Origin of the sequence: Thiorhodovibrio frisius (assembly GCF_033954835.1) — a bacterium.
GTDB classification, from domain to species: Bacteria; Pseudomonadota; Gammaproteobacteria; order Chromatiales; family Chromatiaceae; genus Thiorhodovibrio; species Thiorhodovibrio frisius.
Window position 1 is genome coordinate 1,374,926 of the sequence record NZ_CP121471.1, and the last position, 13,385, is coordinate 1,388,310.

General features: G+C 59.4%; 21 protein-coding genes. 20 read left to right on the top strand and 1 reads right to left on the bottom strand.

Features of this window, described 5'->3' with window-relative positions:
* Positions 1-42: 42 nt before the first annotated feature.
* The 19 genes from Thiofri_RS06470 (at position 43) to Thiofri_RS06560 (ending at position 12,421) form a co-directional block, all read left to right on the top strand.
* Positions 43-2,448, top strand: a complete 2,406-nt coding sequence (locus Thiofri_RS06470) for a putative bifunctional diguanylate cyclase/phosphodiesterase (protein ID WP_009150895.1) — start codon at positions 43-45, stop codon at positions 2,446-2,448.
* A gap of 4 nt (positions 2,449-2,452) precedes the next feature.
* Complete coding sequence (locus Thiofri_RS06475; RefSeq protein WP_009150896.1) at positions 2,453-3,772, top strand: sensor domain-containing diguanylate cyclase; 1,320 nt, start codon at positions 2,453-2,455, stop codon at positions 3,770-3,772.
* A gap of 187 nt (positions 3,773-3,959) precedes the next feature.
* Positions 3,960-4,256 carry an HvfA family oxazolone/thioamide-modified RiPP metallophore gene (locus tag Thiofri_RS06480; protein WP_009150897.1) on the top strand — a complete coding sequence of 99 codons (297 nt, stop codon included), beginning with the start codon at positions 3,960-3,962 and terminating at the stop codon, positions 4,254-4,256.
* A 42-nt stretch (positions 4,257-4,298) separates the two neighbouring features.
* A complete protein-coding gene (locus Thiofri_RS06485; RefSeq protein ID WP_009150898.1) occupies positions 4,299-5,198 on the top strand; it encodes an HvfB family MNIO-type RiPP peptide maturase in 900 nt (299 codons plus the stop codon).
* Between the two features lie 26 nt (positions 5,199-5,224).
* Entirely contained in the window at positions 5,225-6,019 is a 795-nt protein-coding gene (locus tag Thiofri_RS06490; RefSeq protein ID WP_143742020.1) for an HvfC family RiPP maturation protein, read from the top strand.
* A gap of 333 nt (positions 6,020-6,352) precedes the next feature.
* On the top strand, positions 6,353-6,814 hold the full coding sequence (locus Thiofri_RS06495; RefSeq protein ID WP_009150900.1) for a Uma2 family endonuclease: 462 nt from the start codon (positions 6,353-6,355) through the stop codon (positions 6,812-6,814).
* A gap of 56 nt (positions 6,815-6,870) precedes the next feature.
* Entirely contained in the window at positions 6,871-7,017 is a 147-nt protein-coding gene (locus tag Thiofri_RS06500) for a type II toxin-antitoxin system HicB family antitoxin (RefSeq protein ID WP_009150901.1), read from the top strand.
* Between the two features lie 155 nt (positions 7,018-7,172).
* Positions 7,173-7,340, top strand: a complete 168-nt coding sequence (locus Thiofri_RS06505) for a hypothetical protein (RefSeq protein WP_190275865.1) — start codon at positions 7,173-7,175, stop codon at positions 7,338-7,340.
* Positions 7,341-7,354: 14 nt separating this feature from the next.
* Entirely contained in the window at positions 7,355-7,831 is a 477-nt protein-coding gene (locus Thiofri_RS06510) for a hypothetical protein (protein ID WP_009150902.1), read from the top strand.
* Positions 7,832-7,971: 140 nt separating this feature from the next.
* Positions 7,972-8,415, top strand: a complete 444-nt coding sequence (locus Thiofri_RS06515) for a DUF29 domain-containing protein (RefSeq protein WP_009150903.1) — start codon at positions 7,972-7,974, stop codon at positions 8,413-8,415.
* 66 nt (positions 8,416-8,481) lie between these two features.
* Positions 8,482-8,982: a hypothetical protein gene (locus Thiofri_RS06520; protein WP_040858227.1), complete on the top strand. Its 501-nt coding sequence runs from the start codon at positions 8,482-8,484 to the stop codon at positions 8,980-8,982.
* Between the two features lie 296 nt (positions 8,983-9,278).
* Positions 9,279-10,037 carry an O-linked N-acetylglucosamine transferase family protein gene (locus Thiofri_RS06525; protein WP_009150905.1) on the top strand — a complete coding sequence of 253 codons (759 nt, stop codon included), beginning with the start codon at positions 9,279-9,281 and terminating at the stop codon, positions 10,035-10,037.
* 253 nt (positions 10,038-10,290) lie between these two features.
* Positions 10,291-10,527 carry a Rossmann-fold NAD(P)-binding domain-containing protein gene (locus tag Thiofri_RS06530; protein ID WP_040857547.1) on the top strand — a complete coding sequence of 79 codons (237 nt, stop codon included), beginning with the start codon at positions 10,291-10,293 and terminating at the stop codon, positions 10,525-10,527.
* 19 nt (positions 10,528-10,546) lie between these two features.
* The gene (locus Thiofri_RS06535) at positions 10,547-10,789 is read left to right on the top strand and encodes a hypothetical protein (RefSeq protein WP_009150906.1); all 243 of its coding nucleotides are present in this window, start codon (positions 10,547-10,549) and stop codon (positions 10,787-10,789) included.
* On the top strand, positions 10,786-11,001 hold the full coding sequence (locus tag Thiofri_RS06540) for a DUF2283 domain-containing protein (RefSeq protein ID WP_009150907.1): 216 nt from the start codon (positions 10,786-10,788) through the stop codon (positions 10,999-11,001). Before Thiofri_RS06535 ends, Thiofri_RS06540 begins: the two co-directional genes overlap by 4 nt.
* Before the next feature lie 364 nt (positions 11,002-11,365).
* Positions 11,366-11,605 (top strand): hypothetical protein, encoded by a 240-nt coding sequence (locus tag Thiofri_RS06545; RefSeq protein WP_143742021.1) that lies wholly within the window; start codon positions 11,366-11,368, stop codon positions 11,603-11,605.
* Complete coding sequence (locus tag Thiofri_RS06550) at positions 11,598-11,822, top strand: Txe/YoeB family addiction module toxin (protein ID WP_083848568.1); 225 nt, start codon at positions 11,598-11,600, stop codon at positions 11,820-11,822. The genes Thiofri_RS06545 and Thiofri_RS06550 overlap by 8 nt, the downstream gene beginning before the upstream one ends.
* Positions 11,815-12,075: an O-linked N-acetylglucosamine transferase family protein gene (locus Thiofri_RS06555; protein ID WP_190275866.1), complete on the top strand. Its 261-nt coding sequence runs from the start codon at positions 11,815-11,817 to the stop codon at positions 12,073-12,075. The genes Thiofri_RS06550 and Thiofri_RS06555 overlap by 8 nt, the downstream gene beginning before the upstream one ends.
* Before the next feature lie 76 nt (positions 12,076-12,151).
* Positions 12,152-12,421: a CCDC90 family protein gene (locus Thiofri_RS06560; protein ID WP_009150910.1), complete on the top strand. Its 270-nt coding sequence runs from the start codon at positions 12,152-12,154 to the stop codon at positions 12,419-12,421.
* 117 nt (positions 12,422-12,538) lie between these two features.
* Here Thiofri_RS06560 and Thiofri_RS06565 read toward each other — a convergent pair whose 3' ends face one another.
* Positions 12,539-12,730: a hypothetical protein gene (locus Thiofri_RS06565; protein WP_040857549.1), complete on the bottom strand. Its 192-nt coding sequence runs from the start codon at positions 12,728-12,730 to the stop codon at positions 12,539-12,541.
* A gap of 64 nt (positions 12,731-12,794) precedes the next feature.
* On the opposite strand from Thiofri_RS06565, the gene Thiofri_RS06570 reads away from it, so the two are divergent.
* A complete protein-coding gene (locus Thiofri_RS06570; RefSeq protein WP_009150911.1) occupies positions 12,795-13,382 on the top strand; it encodes a Uma2 family endonuclease in 588 nt (195 codons plus the stop codon).
* Positions 13,383-13,385 lie beyond the last annotated feature (3 nt).

Genomic DNA, 13,385 nt, shown 5'->3' on the forward strand with positions numbered 1-13,385 from the left:
CACTCTAATCGGCTGAGTTGTTCCATCGAGTCCACTCGCCGCATGTCTTCAGTCTCGCCCGAGCTACCTTCTTCAGCTTCTCCTGTTGCTGATCGGCCCAATCTCGAGCCATCTGCCCAGGCCTCCCCTCAGTCCTCCCCTCAGTCCTCCCCTCAGTCCTCCCCGGAACTTCTCGGCCTGCTGGAATTGATGACCAACATCCTGCGCCGTTTCGCTGGACTGGCCGATCAGGATGTCGATTCTGGTATTCAGAGCGCGCTCGCCGCCATTGGCGAATTCGCCGGGGTTGATCGCAGCTACCTGTTTCTGCTTGATGATCAGGCGGAATATCTGCGTAACACCCACGAGTGGTGCGCATCGGCGATTCGCCCCGAGATTGACAACCTACAATCCGTCCCCTTCGCGGAAATCCACTTCTGGAAGGATGCACTCCTGCGCGGCGATAGCATCTATGTGCCCAAGGTGGCGGACTTGCCCGACGCGCGCCGCTTTGAGCGCGAGATTCTGACCCAACAGGACGTGCAATCGGTGCTGGTCGTGCCCCTGGTCGGGCCAGACCGGCTGCGCGGTTTTATCGGGTTTGACGCCGTGCGTCAGTCGCGCACCTGGTCGCACGCTGCCACCCTGCTGCTGCGCGCTGTCGCTGATGTGTTTGTTGGCGCCATCATGCGCCGTGAGGCATACCTGGCCTTGGTAACCAGCGAACGCCGCTACCGGGCCCTCGCGCGGCATTCAACCGACGCGGTGTTGATTCTCGACGCAGATTTCCGCTTGAGCTATCTAAGCCCCTCGGTTGAACGCATGCTTGGCTGGCGCATTGATGCCTGGCTTGGGCGGCGGTTCTTCGCTGCCTGTCATCCTGGGGATGTCGATCAGGTTGCTGCGGCCTTGTCGGCCGCCAGCGCGACGCCCGGCACGGGCTCGGCGGTGCCGGATCACCGGCTGCTGCACGCGCGCAACGACTGGGTCTGGTTTCTTGGCACGGCCACCGACCTGCGCGCTGACCCCGCCATCGGCGGCATTGTGCTAAACGCACACGATATCACGCAGCGCAAAGCGGCCGAACTCGCCCTGCAACACCAGGCGCTGCACGATCCCCTCACCGGCCTGCCTAATCGCGCGCTGCTGATGGACCGGATGGCGCAGTCCATCGTTCATGCGCGGCGCAGCGGTCATCTGCTGGCAGTGGTCTTCATTGATCTGGACCATTTCAAGCTGATCAACGACGCCATGGGCCATCAGGCCGGCGACCGTCTGCTGATCGACGCCGCCCAGCGTTTGATCGAGATATTGCGTGCCGGTGATACGGTTGCGCGCTTCGGCGGCGATGAATTTGTCATGGTGTTGGAGGGCAACTCGGATCAGCCCGAGACTCTGGTCAGTGCGGCCGAGCGCATTCTGGCCGTCTTCGAGCGTCCGTTTCTGGCCAACGCCGTGGAGCAGGTCGTCACTGCTAGCGCCGGGTTGGTGATTGCCGATGGCAATGCCGATCCGGACGAAGTGCTGCGTGATGCCGATGCCGCCATGTATCTGGCCAAGGAGCGCGGTCGCGCCTGCTTGCAACGCTTCGATGCGCCCATGCGTGACCATTTGCTCGACCGCCTGGAACTGGTCTCGGATCTGCGCCATGCCGAAGAAGAGGGCCAGCTGCTGCTGCATTACCAGCCGCTGTTCGGGGCCCGCAGTCGTCGCTTGCGTGGCTGCGAGGCGCTGGTGCGCTGGCAGCATCCGAGCCGCGGCCTGGTGGGACCGACGCGGTTCATCCCCGCGGCGGAGGAGACTGGCCTGATCGTGCCGATCGGCACCTGGGTGCTGAACGAGGCGCTGCGCCAGATGCGCGCCTGGCTGGATGCCTGGCCCGATGCCGGGTCTGAAGCTGTACCCGATGCCGTGATACCCGCTGGGATAGCCGCTGGGCCTGGGGCTGGCCCGGGCGGGAAGGGGCTGTTCGTGGCGGTGAATCTCTCGGTGCGTCAACTCAACGAGCCGCGTCTGGTCGAGACGGTGCAGGCACTGCTCGAACGCTGGCGCCTGCCCGCGTCGGTGCTTTGCCTGGAACTCACAGAGAGCTCCCTGATGGCCGAGCCTGACCATTGCGTCGCGGTGCTCTCACGCCTGCGCGATCTGGGCGTGACTCTGGCCATCGATGATTTTGGCACCGGCTATTCGTCTCTGGCGTATTTGCGTGACTTGCCGGTCTCCAAGCTCAAGATCGACCGTAGCTTTGTCGCCAGCATGCAAAACGACCACAGCGGGCGCAACATCGTCGCCGCCATCCGCACCCTGGCGCGCGAGTTCGGCATGGAAACCGTCGCCGAGGGCGTTGAGACCGAGGCTCAGTACCAGGCCCTGCGCCTAATCGGCTGCGACATGGTGCAGGGCTTTCACCTGGCCCGCCCCGGCCCGGCGGAGGCGATGGAAGTTTTTCTCAGCGGCGGGATACCCTGACCACATGAAGCTCTTACTCAAACCCTGGTTGGCTCTGGCGATCTGGACCACCCTGGTGCTGGGTTCCCTGGGGTGGAATCTGCATCAGGCGCAGGCCGCGCGCGCCGAGCTGGCGCTCAAGACCGCGCGGTCGTTTTTTGATCAGGTGGTGCTCACCCGGCGCTGGAACGCGCGCCATGGTGGGGTCTATGTGCGGGTGACCGAAGATACCCAGCCCAATCCCTACTTGAAGATTCCCAAGCGCGACATTCGCGTTTCGGATGATCTGATGCTGACGGCGGTCAACCCGGCCTATATGACTCGCCAACTGGCGGAACTTGCCGATCAGACCAATGGCGTGCAGTTTCATATCACCAGTCTCGACCCCATTCGCCCGGAAAACCGGCCGGAAACCTGGGAGCGGCTGGCCCTTCAGCGCTTCGAGCAGGGGGAGGCAGAAACCGGCGAGTTCTTCAGCAACGGCGACCATGAGGCCTATCGCTACATGGCCCCGCTGATCACCGAGGAACCCTGTCTGAACTGCCATGCCGAGCAAGGGTACAAGGTTGACGACGTGCGCGGCGGCATCAGCGTGATGCTGCCGGATGTTGCGGCTCTGCCGTGGCTGTCGCTGACAGTGAGCCATCTACTAATCGGTCTGGTCGGCGGCGGGCTCATTCTGCTCAGCACCCGATTGCTGCAACAGGCGCATGATCGCCTGCGCCAGCAGGCAGTGTTCGATACCCTGACATCCATCCCCAACCGGCGCTACTTTGTCGAAAATTTGGTCGAAGAATTTCGCCGTGGTCGGCGCCAGCGCCTGCCCCTGTCGCTGATTATCTGCGATATCGACAACTTCAAGAGCTACAACGACAACTTCGGCCATCCCGCCGGCGACCGTTGCCTGCGTGCCGTGGCTCAGGCCTTGCAGGATGGGCTCAAGCGCGGCGGCGATTTCTGCGCCCGCTACGGCGGCGAGGAGTTCGTGGTGGTGCTGCCTGATACGCCATTGCCCAATGCTGTCAAGGTGGCCGAGGACATGCGTGAGGCCATTGCCGGTCTGGGAATGCGCCATCCGGGGGCGAGCGATGGAATCGTCACCATCAGCATGGGGGTGGCCACCGATGATCCGCGCAATCCCGATCACGAGGCGCTGATCCGTCAGGCCGACGAGGCGCTTTATCGCGCCAAGGAACTCGGGCGCAATCGGGTCGAGGCCCATCATCCCGAGCAGTCGGCGGGCATGAGCGATTTGGGGGAAGAGTCGGGGAAAGGTCTGGGAGCCGACTCAGGAGAAGAACTGGGAACGGGTTTGGGTGAGAGGCCGGTCGGTGCGAAATCCTGACCGCGATGGTCGGGAATTTTTGCGGTTGATCATTGCATCGGCAAAATCTGCCTCCATCCCTTAGCCCTGTGAGGCTGGGTTGCGGCAGGTCGGGCGCCATGCCACCTGTCGAATGCAAACGAAGCCGAATCCAAGCCAAATCCAAATCAACCTCATATTTTCACCTCAGCTAACAGGATATTTCGCCATGAATCATTCAACGACTTCCATTGCTACTCTGGTCGGTGTCGCGCTGGCCGGTTCCATTGGTCTGGCCCAAGCCGAAGGCAATCCCTTCGCGGCGCAGGATATGGACGCAGGCTACATGCAACTTGCCGAGGCGGACTCCGACGGCAAGAGTGGCGAAGGGAAATGCGGCGGCTCCAGCAGTGATGCGGATGACGCCAAGGGCGGCGAAGGCAAATGCGGCAGTTCTGATAGCGATGAGGATGGCGACAAGGATGAAGCCAAGGGCGGCGAGGGCAAATGTGGCAGCGGTAACTGATCTCGCCGATCAGTCACCCATGCTTTGACCATAGCCGTGACAATGGACAGCCAACTAGCCTGTTCGCTGCACGGCGCCGGACTTGGCCTGCGGCGCTCCTTTTTGAGCGCCCTGGCCGAGTCACTGCCAGTTGATCAAGCAGATTTTTACGAAATCGCGCCCGAGAACTGGATCGGTTTCGGCGGTCGCAAAGGGCGAGCACTGCGATCACTGACCGAGCAATATCCTTTCGTCTGCCACGGGCTGTCGTTATCTATTGGCGGTCCTGCGCCGCTGGACACCAATTTTCTGCGCCAGGTCAAGCAATTCCTGGACGACCACGGCATTCGCGACTACAGCGAACATCTCACCTACTGTTCCGACAGCGGTCAACTCTACGACTTGCTGCCCATCCCCTTTACTGAAGAAGCCGTGCACCATGTTGCCGGGCGCGTGCGTCAGGCCCAAGACATTCTCGAGCGCCGCATCGCGCTGGAAAATGCCTCCTATTACGCGGCACCGGGCCAGGAAATGGCCGAGAGCGAGTTCATCCGCGCCGTGCTCGCGGAGGCCGACTGCGATTTGCTGCTCGATGTGAACAATATCTACGTCAATGCCATCAACCACGGCTATGACGCATTGACCTTCTTGAACGCGCTGCCAGGCGAGCGGATTCGCTACGGCCATATCGCCGGACACGCCGTCGAAGCCGAGGACCTGCGCATCGACACCCATGGCGCTGCCGTCATCGACCCGGTCTGGGAACTGCTCGACCAGGCCTATCAGACCTTCGGCGTCTTTCCCACGCTGTTAGAGCGTGATTTCAACATCCCGCCGCTGAGCGAATTGCTGCGGGAAGTCGACGGCATCCGCGCCATCCAACGGCCTTACACCAGCCAGGCGACAGCCCCCTCCGCCGCGACACAGCGCGTTACCCAGCAACCCGCGCTGGCGGCTTGCTGAGGCACTGCATGATCAGCTGATCAAGAATGACTTCCCCAACTCCCCAGTCAGCCATGCCGGACTTCATGCGCCAGCAGCAGCGCTTTAGCGCCCATCTGCGCGACCCCGAGCGCGCAAGTGCGCCAGCAGACATCGAAGACCGCCGCATGAAGATCTATCGCGACCTGATCTTCAACAACCTCTCCTCTCTGCTCGCCGGCAACTTCCCGGTCATTCACCGCCTGCTACCGCGCGAGCATTGGCGCGAGTTGGTGCGCGATTTTCTGCGCCGCCATCGTGCCGTCTCACCGCTGTTCCCCGAACTGCCGCGCGAGTTTCTTGACTTCCTCAGCCATCACCGTCGCGATGACCCGCGCGACCCGCCCTTCCTGCTCGAACTGGCGCACTACGAGTGGGTCGAAATGGCCCTGCAGATCAGCGACGGCGCGCCAAATGAACCACCGGCTGATCTGATGCCCGATGGCGACTTGCTCGCCGGGCGCCCCGTGCTATCGCCGCTCGCCTGGAACCTGAGCTACCGTTACCCCGTGCATCGCATCGGCCCCGACTACCAACCCCAGCAAGCCCCGGAACAGCCAACCCATCTGCTCGTCTATCTCGACCGCAACGAGCAAGTGCGCTTCATGGAACTTAACGCCGTCACCCAGCGCCTGCTCATACTGCTGCAACAGCAACCCGCCCCCAACGGCCAGGACGCGCTCGCCCAAATCGCCACCGAACTCGGCCATCTGCAACCGCAACAAGTCATCGCCTTCGGCACCAACCTGCTCATAGATCTACGTGTGCGCGGCGTGATCCTCGGAGCACTGCGTGGGGTTTAGATTAAATGGGAATCTGAGACAAACAAACAAATCGCCTGCAAAATGCTGATCAGCGCTGCGCTGTGGGCGATCAGCGGCGCCTCGCAGGCAAGGAACGCCGCGATGAGAGCTGGTTGGGATAATTAGCTGTTAAACTGCGACGACAAGAGCACTGATCCCCTTGCAGGCACGGAAGGGCGCTTCAGGTGGCCGAAATCCAACACCAGGAGAAGAAACCGCTTTGGCAGAACGCGAACGTCTCAAGACTCAAATCTTGGAACAAAACGTCAAGCCCAATTAATAGTAAGGCGCCACAATAGTCTGATATGAATCATCTAGCGTGAGGAGGCAAAAATGGAATGGTCGGAAGTCGTCGATAATCCCATGTTCGCCAATTTGCCCTTCAAGATTGAGTTAACTCAATTTGGCAAGCTCTTGATGAGTCCGGCATCGAACGAGCACGGCAGAATTCAGAGTAGGCTCTGCGCAAAACTACTTGAGAAACAAACTGGCGGCGAGGTCGTAACCGAGTGTTCAGTCGCGACGATTGATGGTGTGAAAGTGGCTGATGTAGCCTGGCTTTCAAACGAGTTTGTGAGCCGCTACGGTTTTGTTACTCCATACCCCGCAGCCCCAGAGCTTTGCATTGAGATACTGTCACCATCCAACTCAATGTTGGAGATGCAGGAGAAAGTCGAGCTATATTTAAAGACTGGTGCTGTGGAAGTCTGGCTAGTTCGGGATCTCGGATCAATGGAATTTTTTGACTGTTATGGAAAATTATCGAAAAGTACTTTGTTTCCGTCGTTAGACTGAACAGAAAAACTCTACAGGTGAAAAGGCATGATTGCAGAGGGGGGGGCGAGGTGCAGATGCCTCACCTGATCGCTGAGCATCGGGTGAATCCGGATTTTGACGATGGATTATGGGCGGCAGTCGATGTCGACGTTGCGCGCTACGAAGTCGCTGATCCCAATACGGTCGTCTCTGGCCTACTGTGGAAAGGCGCACCGCAATAGATTATTTTAAATCAAAGAGAACAGGCACGATTGGTTTTTCAAGCCGCTCGGGCAAGGGCACCTGGTCCCTGATTGAGCCCGCCTAAATTTCGCGCTGCCTCTGCCGGGGCCGTAAGGAGTGGATTGTAAAGGATACCGATGAACTCGTGGGCATTGTGACCATTTCCGTCCAAGATGCTTCGCAACGCCAGCGCATTCGCCAAAACCAACGCGACCAGATGCGCCACAGCGAGCTATGCGATGGTGAAAGTTTGGCTCGCGCCTTGGAGCACAGCGTCGAGCAAATGCTCGCCCGCTGGCGGCATACCCGAGTCTGGTTTTGATCAATCAATCCGCCATGCCAACACTGCTCGACCCCACCAACGACTACGTCTTCAAGCGCCTGTTCGTCGAAGCTCCTGACCTACTGATCGCGCTCATCAACGACCTGCGCCCGGACCCGCCCAAGGCCGACCGTCTTGGACACCCACCGGGACCATTGCGCGCCTGGATCACCTTTTTCAAACACTGGCAGGAGGAGCCCACCATGGCCACCGTCGCCCATGAACCCGTCAAGCAAGCCATGAGCCGCATACGCGAACTCAGCGCCGACGAAGAAGCCCGCCGTCTCGCCTTCGTGCGCGAGCGCGCCTTGCATGACGAAGTCTCCTTCCTGAATGAAGCCAGGCGGAAAGGGTTGCAGCAGGGATTGCAGAACGGTCGCGAAGAGGTCGCGCGCAATCTGATGACCCACCGGCTACCGAAGGCTACGGCGCGCGGCACACCAGCACCCAAATCCGCCCAGGAACAGTTCAACGGCGCCGAGGTTGCGTGATGAGCGCGCACGAATGCAGGAACCTAAAGCGCAAGGCCGAGAAGCGTGCGGACCAAAATTATGAGGTCCCTGTGCTAATCTGAGCCTCTCAGCTGTGGATAAATACCAAAATCCATTAGGCCCGATCAGAGGTGAAAGTCATGCCAACGCATCGCTATGAGAACGATTTTTATGCCTGGTCTCAAGAGCAAGCTGTCCTTTTGCGAGCGGGGCGCTGGTCAGAATTGCAAATCGGGCCGTTGAGCGAGGAGATTGAGGATTTGGGGAAACGCGAGCGTCGCGCACTGGAAAGTCGGCTGGTTGTCTTAATTGGGCATCTGCTCAAATGGGTACTGCAACCCGACTATCCGTATCGCAAGAGCTGGCGCGCGACAATTAACGAACAACGGCGCAACGTTGCGCGGCTACTCGCCGAGAATCCAAGCCTACAACCCTTGCTGCCTGAGTTGGTCACCGCTGCTTACGCCGATAGTCGCGATTTGGTCGTGCGCGAAACGCCGCTGGATTATGACGTCCTGCCGACAACCTGCCCCTTTACGATTGCGCGCATTCTCGATAATGCCTTTTGGCCGGTTTCTTATTAACAAACAGGTGCGCAGTGGGAGATTGCCAACAGTTATGTGAGTCTGGTCTTGATCAATCAATCCGCCATGCCAACACTGCTCGACCCCACCAACGACTACGTCTTCAAGCGCCTGTTCGTCGAAGCTCCCGACCTACTGGTCGTGCTCATCAATGACCTGCGCCCGGACCCGCCCAAGGCCGACCGTCTTGGACACCCACCGGGACCCTTGCGCGCCTGGATCACCTTTTTCAAACACTGGCAGGAGGAGCTCACCATGGCCACCGTCGCCCATGAACCCGTCAAGCAAGCCATGAGCCGCATCCGCGAGCTCAGCGCCGACGAAGAAGCCCGCCGCCTCGCCTTCGTGCGCGAGCGCGCCTTGCACGACGAGGTCTCTTTCGTGAATGAAGCCAAGCGGGAAGGGGTGGAGCAGGGATTGGAGCAGGGACTGCGGAACGGCCGCGAAGAGGTCGCGCGTAACCTAATGACCATGAAGCTATTGACAGACGAGCAGATAGCAGCCGCCTCCGGCTTAGCGCAGGACGAGGTCAAGGCGCTGCGTGATGCAAACAAGCCTCAAGCCTGAGCCCACCGGGTTTATCTGACGGTGGTCTGGCAATTCTCGGCGTCACCCTCAAGCTGGCCGATATCTTAATCACCCACTGAGCTTCCACCAAGGCGACCAACAGCAGCTCCAAACCGCCGCCGAGCACTACCTCACCCAATGGCCTGATTGCCCCACCGGCTGGACCATCCTCGCCAAAGCCTGGGAGCGCGAGCGCGACTGGAACGCCGCTGCACGCTGAAAAGTGCGCCCATGATGGCGGAAGCCTGGAACAACCTTGGCACCGCCTGCGCGATCTCGACCGCCTCGATGAAAGCATGCTCGCCTTTCGCCAAGCGCTGGCCCTGGCTCCGGAGAATGGGCGGGCACGCAGCAATCTCTTATTCTCGCAAGCCTATACCGCCGCACTAACGCCGGAGCGTCAACGCCAGGAAGCCCAACGTTGGGAACGCGAAGTCCTGAGTGCCGAGGCACGGGCCGAGGCACGCCGGCGCTCGTTCTCCCCTGCGCCGTTGCGCGATCGACGCCTGCGCTTGGGCCTGATATCGGCGGAATTCGGCAGTCACCCGGTCGGGCATTTTCTGCTGAGTTGGCTACGCGCCCTCAACAGCGAACGCTTCGCGCTCTACTGCTACCCCAGCCTCGAGCGCCCGGAGCCAGAATCCGCGCGCTTTCGCGAATTGGCCGATGTCTGGTTGCCCATTGATGGCTTGAGCGATGCCCAAGCCGTGCAACAGATTCGCAGCGACAAAATCGACGTGCTGATTGAAACCAGGGGCCACACCGAGAACAACCGCCTCGGCATCATCGCCCGGCGCGCGGCACCGGTGCAATGTCACTACATCGGCTACTTCGCCACTACCGGCCTCACGGAGATGGATTATTTCATCGGTGACGCCGTGCTGATCCCGCCCGAGCACGACAGCCACTTCACCGAACAAGTCTGGAGACTGCCACGCACCCGCTATGCCTACGAGCCCCTGCTGCAGGCCCCGACCCGCGTTGGCAACCACACCCGCAGGGACAGCTTCGCCTCGGCAGTTTCAATTCGAGATGATGTTAAATGCTTGGTTTGAACATAGATCGTTCAAGTATCCAAAATCGTGAAAAAAAGCTGCAAATTGAACAATGAAAGTGCAGCTATCCAGGCACGCTAGGCGGCAGGCGAAAGGTTGTCAGCTTTCGCTTCCTATAATTGTCCCTAAAAGGCCATGGGTTAAAAGATGATTAGGCTAAAGGCATTGTCGCTGCGTATTGCCGCTTCGGGTGATGCGGAAATCGAAATCAAGCACGGCATTTACACTGTCCCGAAATGCAGAATTGACATTCATGCTTGATCTGCTGCCGTACGTCTGCGACGCCGCGCCCTCCAAACAATGCCGCTACTTGGCCGGCAGCCGCATCCCGATCAACCCGCCGACGGCGCTGCGCGAGGCGCCACTGGACGCGGTGCTGATTTTGCCCTGGAATATTGCCGAGGAGGTGAAGGCGCAACTGGCCGATCTGGCTGAACGGGGCACGCGTTTTTTCACCGCAGTGCCCGCGCTTCGCGTACAGGCGAATTGACAGCTTCATTCAAGCACTCATGCTAGAACTGCCCATTAGGGACTATTTCCGCGACAATGTCCTGGTTAAGCGACCCTATATCCAGCGCGAATGGTGCGAGACTGCCGTTTGCGATCCCATTCGCCGGGAAGTGCAAGCGGACGACGGGCGCATCCGGCACTGGATATGGATCGATGCCTTAGATCGTTACCTGCGAGTGGTGACCCTGGCCGATGGGCAGACAATCCACAACGCCTTTCCAGACCGAAGATTCCGGCCATGAAGATTAACTACGACGCCGCGACGGACTCGCTTTACATCCACCTGAGCGACCGTGCCTCCGTCGATTCCGACGAAATTGCCAATGGCGTGGTCCTCGACTACGACGCCGCCGGCGCGCTGGTCGGCATCGACATTCAACACGCCAGCCACCAGGCCGACCTAGCCAAGCTTTCGGTCAACTGCTTGCCTTTGACTCAGCTTGACGCGGCTTGATGCGCGCTAAATGAAACCCTGCATCAGCTACACCCAGCCTTCCAGACCAGCGGCGGCCGACGCTTCAAATCCGCGACTGCCTCGACTTGCGCGAGGCCTGTCGGTAGATTGCCGAAGTCGCGCTCGGCGAACAACAGGGGCCGGTCAACATCTGCTCCGGCATCCCCATCACCGTGCGCCAGTTAGCCGAGCACATCGCCGACGAGGTCGGTCGCCGCAACCTGCTGCGCTTTGGCATGCGGCCCGTCCATCCGTTCGATGCTCCGTGCGTGATCGGGCTTCCCTGGCAGCCAGATCTGGCTTAAAGCCATGCGCGCGATAATATGTGAGGTTGAATATGAAGCCGTTTGAACAGGAGCAAGCCATGCTTAACATCGAAATACCTGATCGTTTGAGGGAAAAGATCGCTGCCATCGCTACTCTTGCGGAGCAAACGCCCGAGCAATTGGCTCTGGAGATGCTTGAAGAGCGGATTGATCACCAGAGTGCGTATCTTGAAACCGCGTATCTGAAAAGCTCGGCACGCAACCGCGAGCGACTTGATCAGGCAATTGGGGAAATCAGACGCGGGCGCTTCGAGGAACGGGCCTTGATTGATGATTAGCTGGCATCCCCAAGCATGGGAGGATTATTTGTATTGGCAGCAAGAAGATAAACGTATCTTGAAGCGTGTCAACGCATTGGTTAAGGATGTCCAGCGCAACCCCTTCGAGGGAATCGGAAAACCCGAGCCACTTAAACATGAATGGTCAGGTTTTTGGAGTCGGCGAATCAATGACGAACATCGTTTAGTATACACTTACCAAGATGGTCATGCATAGCCACGGCATCAGCCGCGAGCGAATCGGCTTCTTTTCCCGCACCCCCTCCTGGAGCGAGCACATGTCGCCTTACAACCAAATCGACATCGCACTGGATACCATACCTTTCAACAGCGCCAGCACCGCCTGCGACGCCCTCTGGATGGGCACCCCACTGGTCACCCTGCTTGGCGATCAACTCGCCGGACGCCAGGCGGCCTCTATCCTCACCGGACTCGGGTGCCCGGAGTGGAATCATGGGGGCGTGTGCTAATCTGAGCCTGTCAGCCGCAGATACATGCCATAATCCACTCAGTCGCCGGATATTCTTTATCTGACAGGAATCAACCATGACTGCAATATCTTTCGATACGCTCAGATTCGTTGAAACGCTTAAAGACCATGGGTTGAATGATGAGCAAGCAAAAGGCATTGCTGCTGCCTACCGTGACGCATCCGGCGAGGCGGAGATCGCGACGAAACGGGACATCGAACGCTTAGAGGCACAGCTGATCAGGGTCGATACGCGATTCGCAGGCGAAATGACGCTCATGAAATGGATGTTGGGTATTTTACTTGGGGGCGTCGTGGCATTGATCTTAAAATCGTTTTTCCCTTGAGCTGGGAGATGTCAATTCGTCGACAGCGTGGCCGCTCTTGCTCAAGATGCCGCGCAGCGTCAGCATATTCGCCAAAACCATTCCCTTCAACAGCGCCACCACCGCAGCGCTCGCCGATCACTGGCACACCCTGCTCAACCAGTCCGCGAGACCCAGCGGCAGCGGATGCGCGCGAGCGAGCTCTGCGATGGCCGGGGATTGGCGCGTGCGCTGGAACCGGCGTTCGAGACCATGTTTGATCGCTGGTTCCAGGGCGGCGGTGGCGATACCCTTGCCAAACAAAACACTTGAAAAGTGCAATGGATCCATGCTTTTCGCTGAGGAAAACCCGTCGCTCCGAAAGACGCCACATTGAACGAAACGGAGACCGAAAATGTCATCTCAGCCCCTCTTGCGTGAGACGTTTGAAGACTGGCTCGCCGGGGAGCGCCTGCAAACCGAAGGGCGCACTGAATACGTTCGCGGGGAAGTGTTTGCCATGTCCGGTGGCTCGCGCGAGCACAATCTGATCGTGACCAATATCGTCAGGGAGTTGGGCAATCAGTTTAAGGGCCGCCCTTGCTGCGTCTATTCCGGCGATTTGAAAGTCCGCATGGAAGCCGCAGACGCCAGCGCCTATCCAGATGTGATGGCAATCTGCGGCGAACATCAGTATTTCGACGGGCGCCGGGATGTGGTCACTAACCCGGTGCTGATCGTCGAAGTTCTGTCCGATTCCACCGAGGCCTATGATCGTGGCGACAAATTCGCTCAATACCGGACACTGCCGAGCGTGATGACCTATCTTCTCGTCGCGCAGGATCGGGTACAGGCCGAACTCTACACCCGCGCCGATGACGGCGCCTGGTTGCTGCGAAGCTACGACCAACTCGCGCAGCAGGTGCCGCTCGTGGCGATCGGCGCGCATCTGTTGCTGGCCGAAGTCTACGATAAGATCGAGAGGCCCCAACATCGAGCATGACGG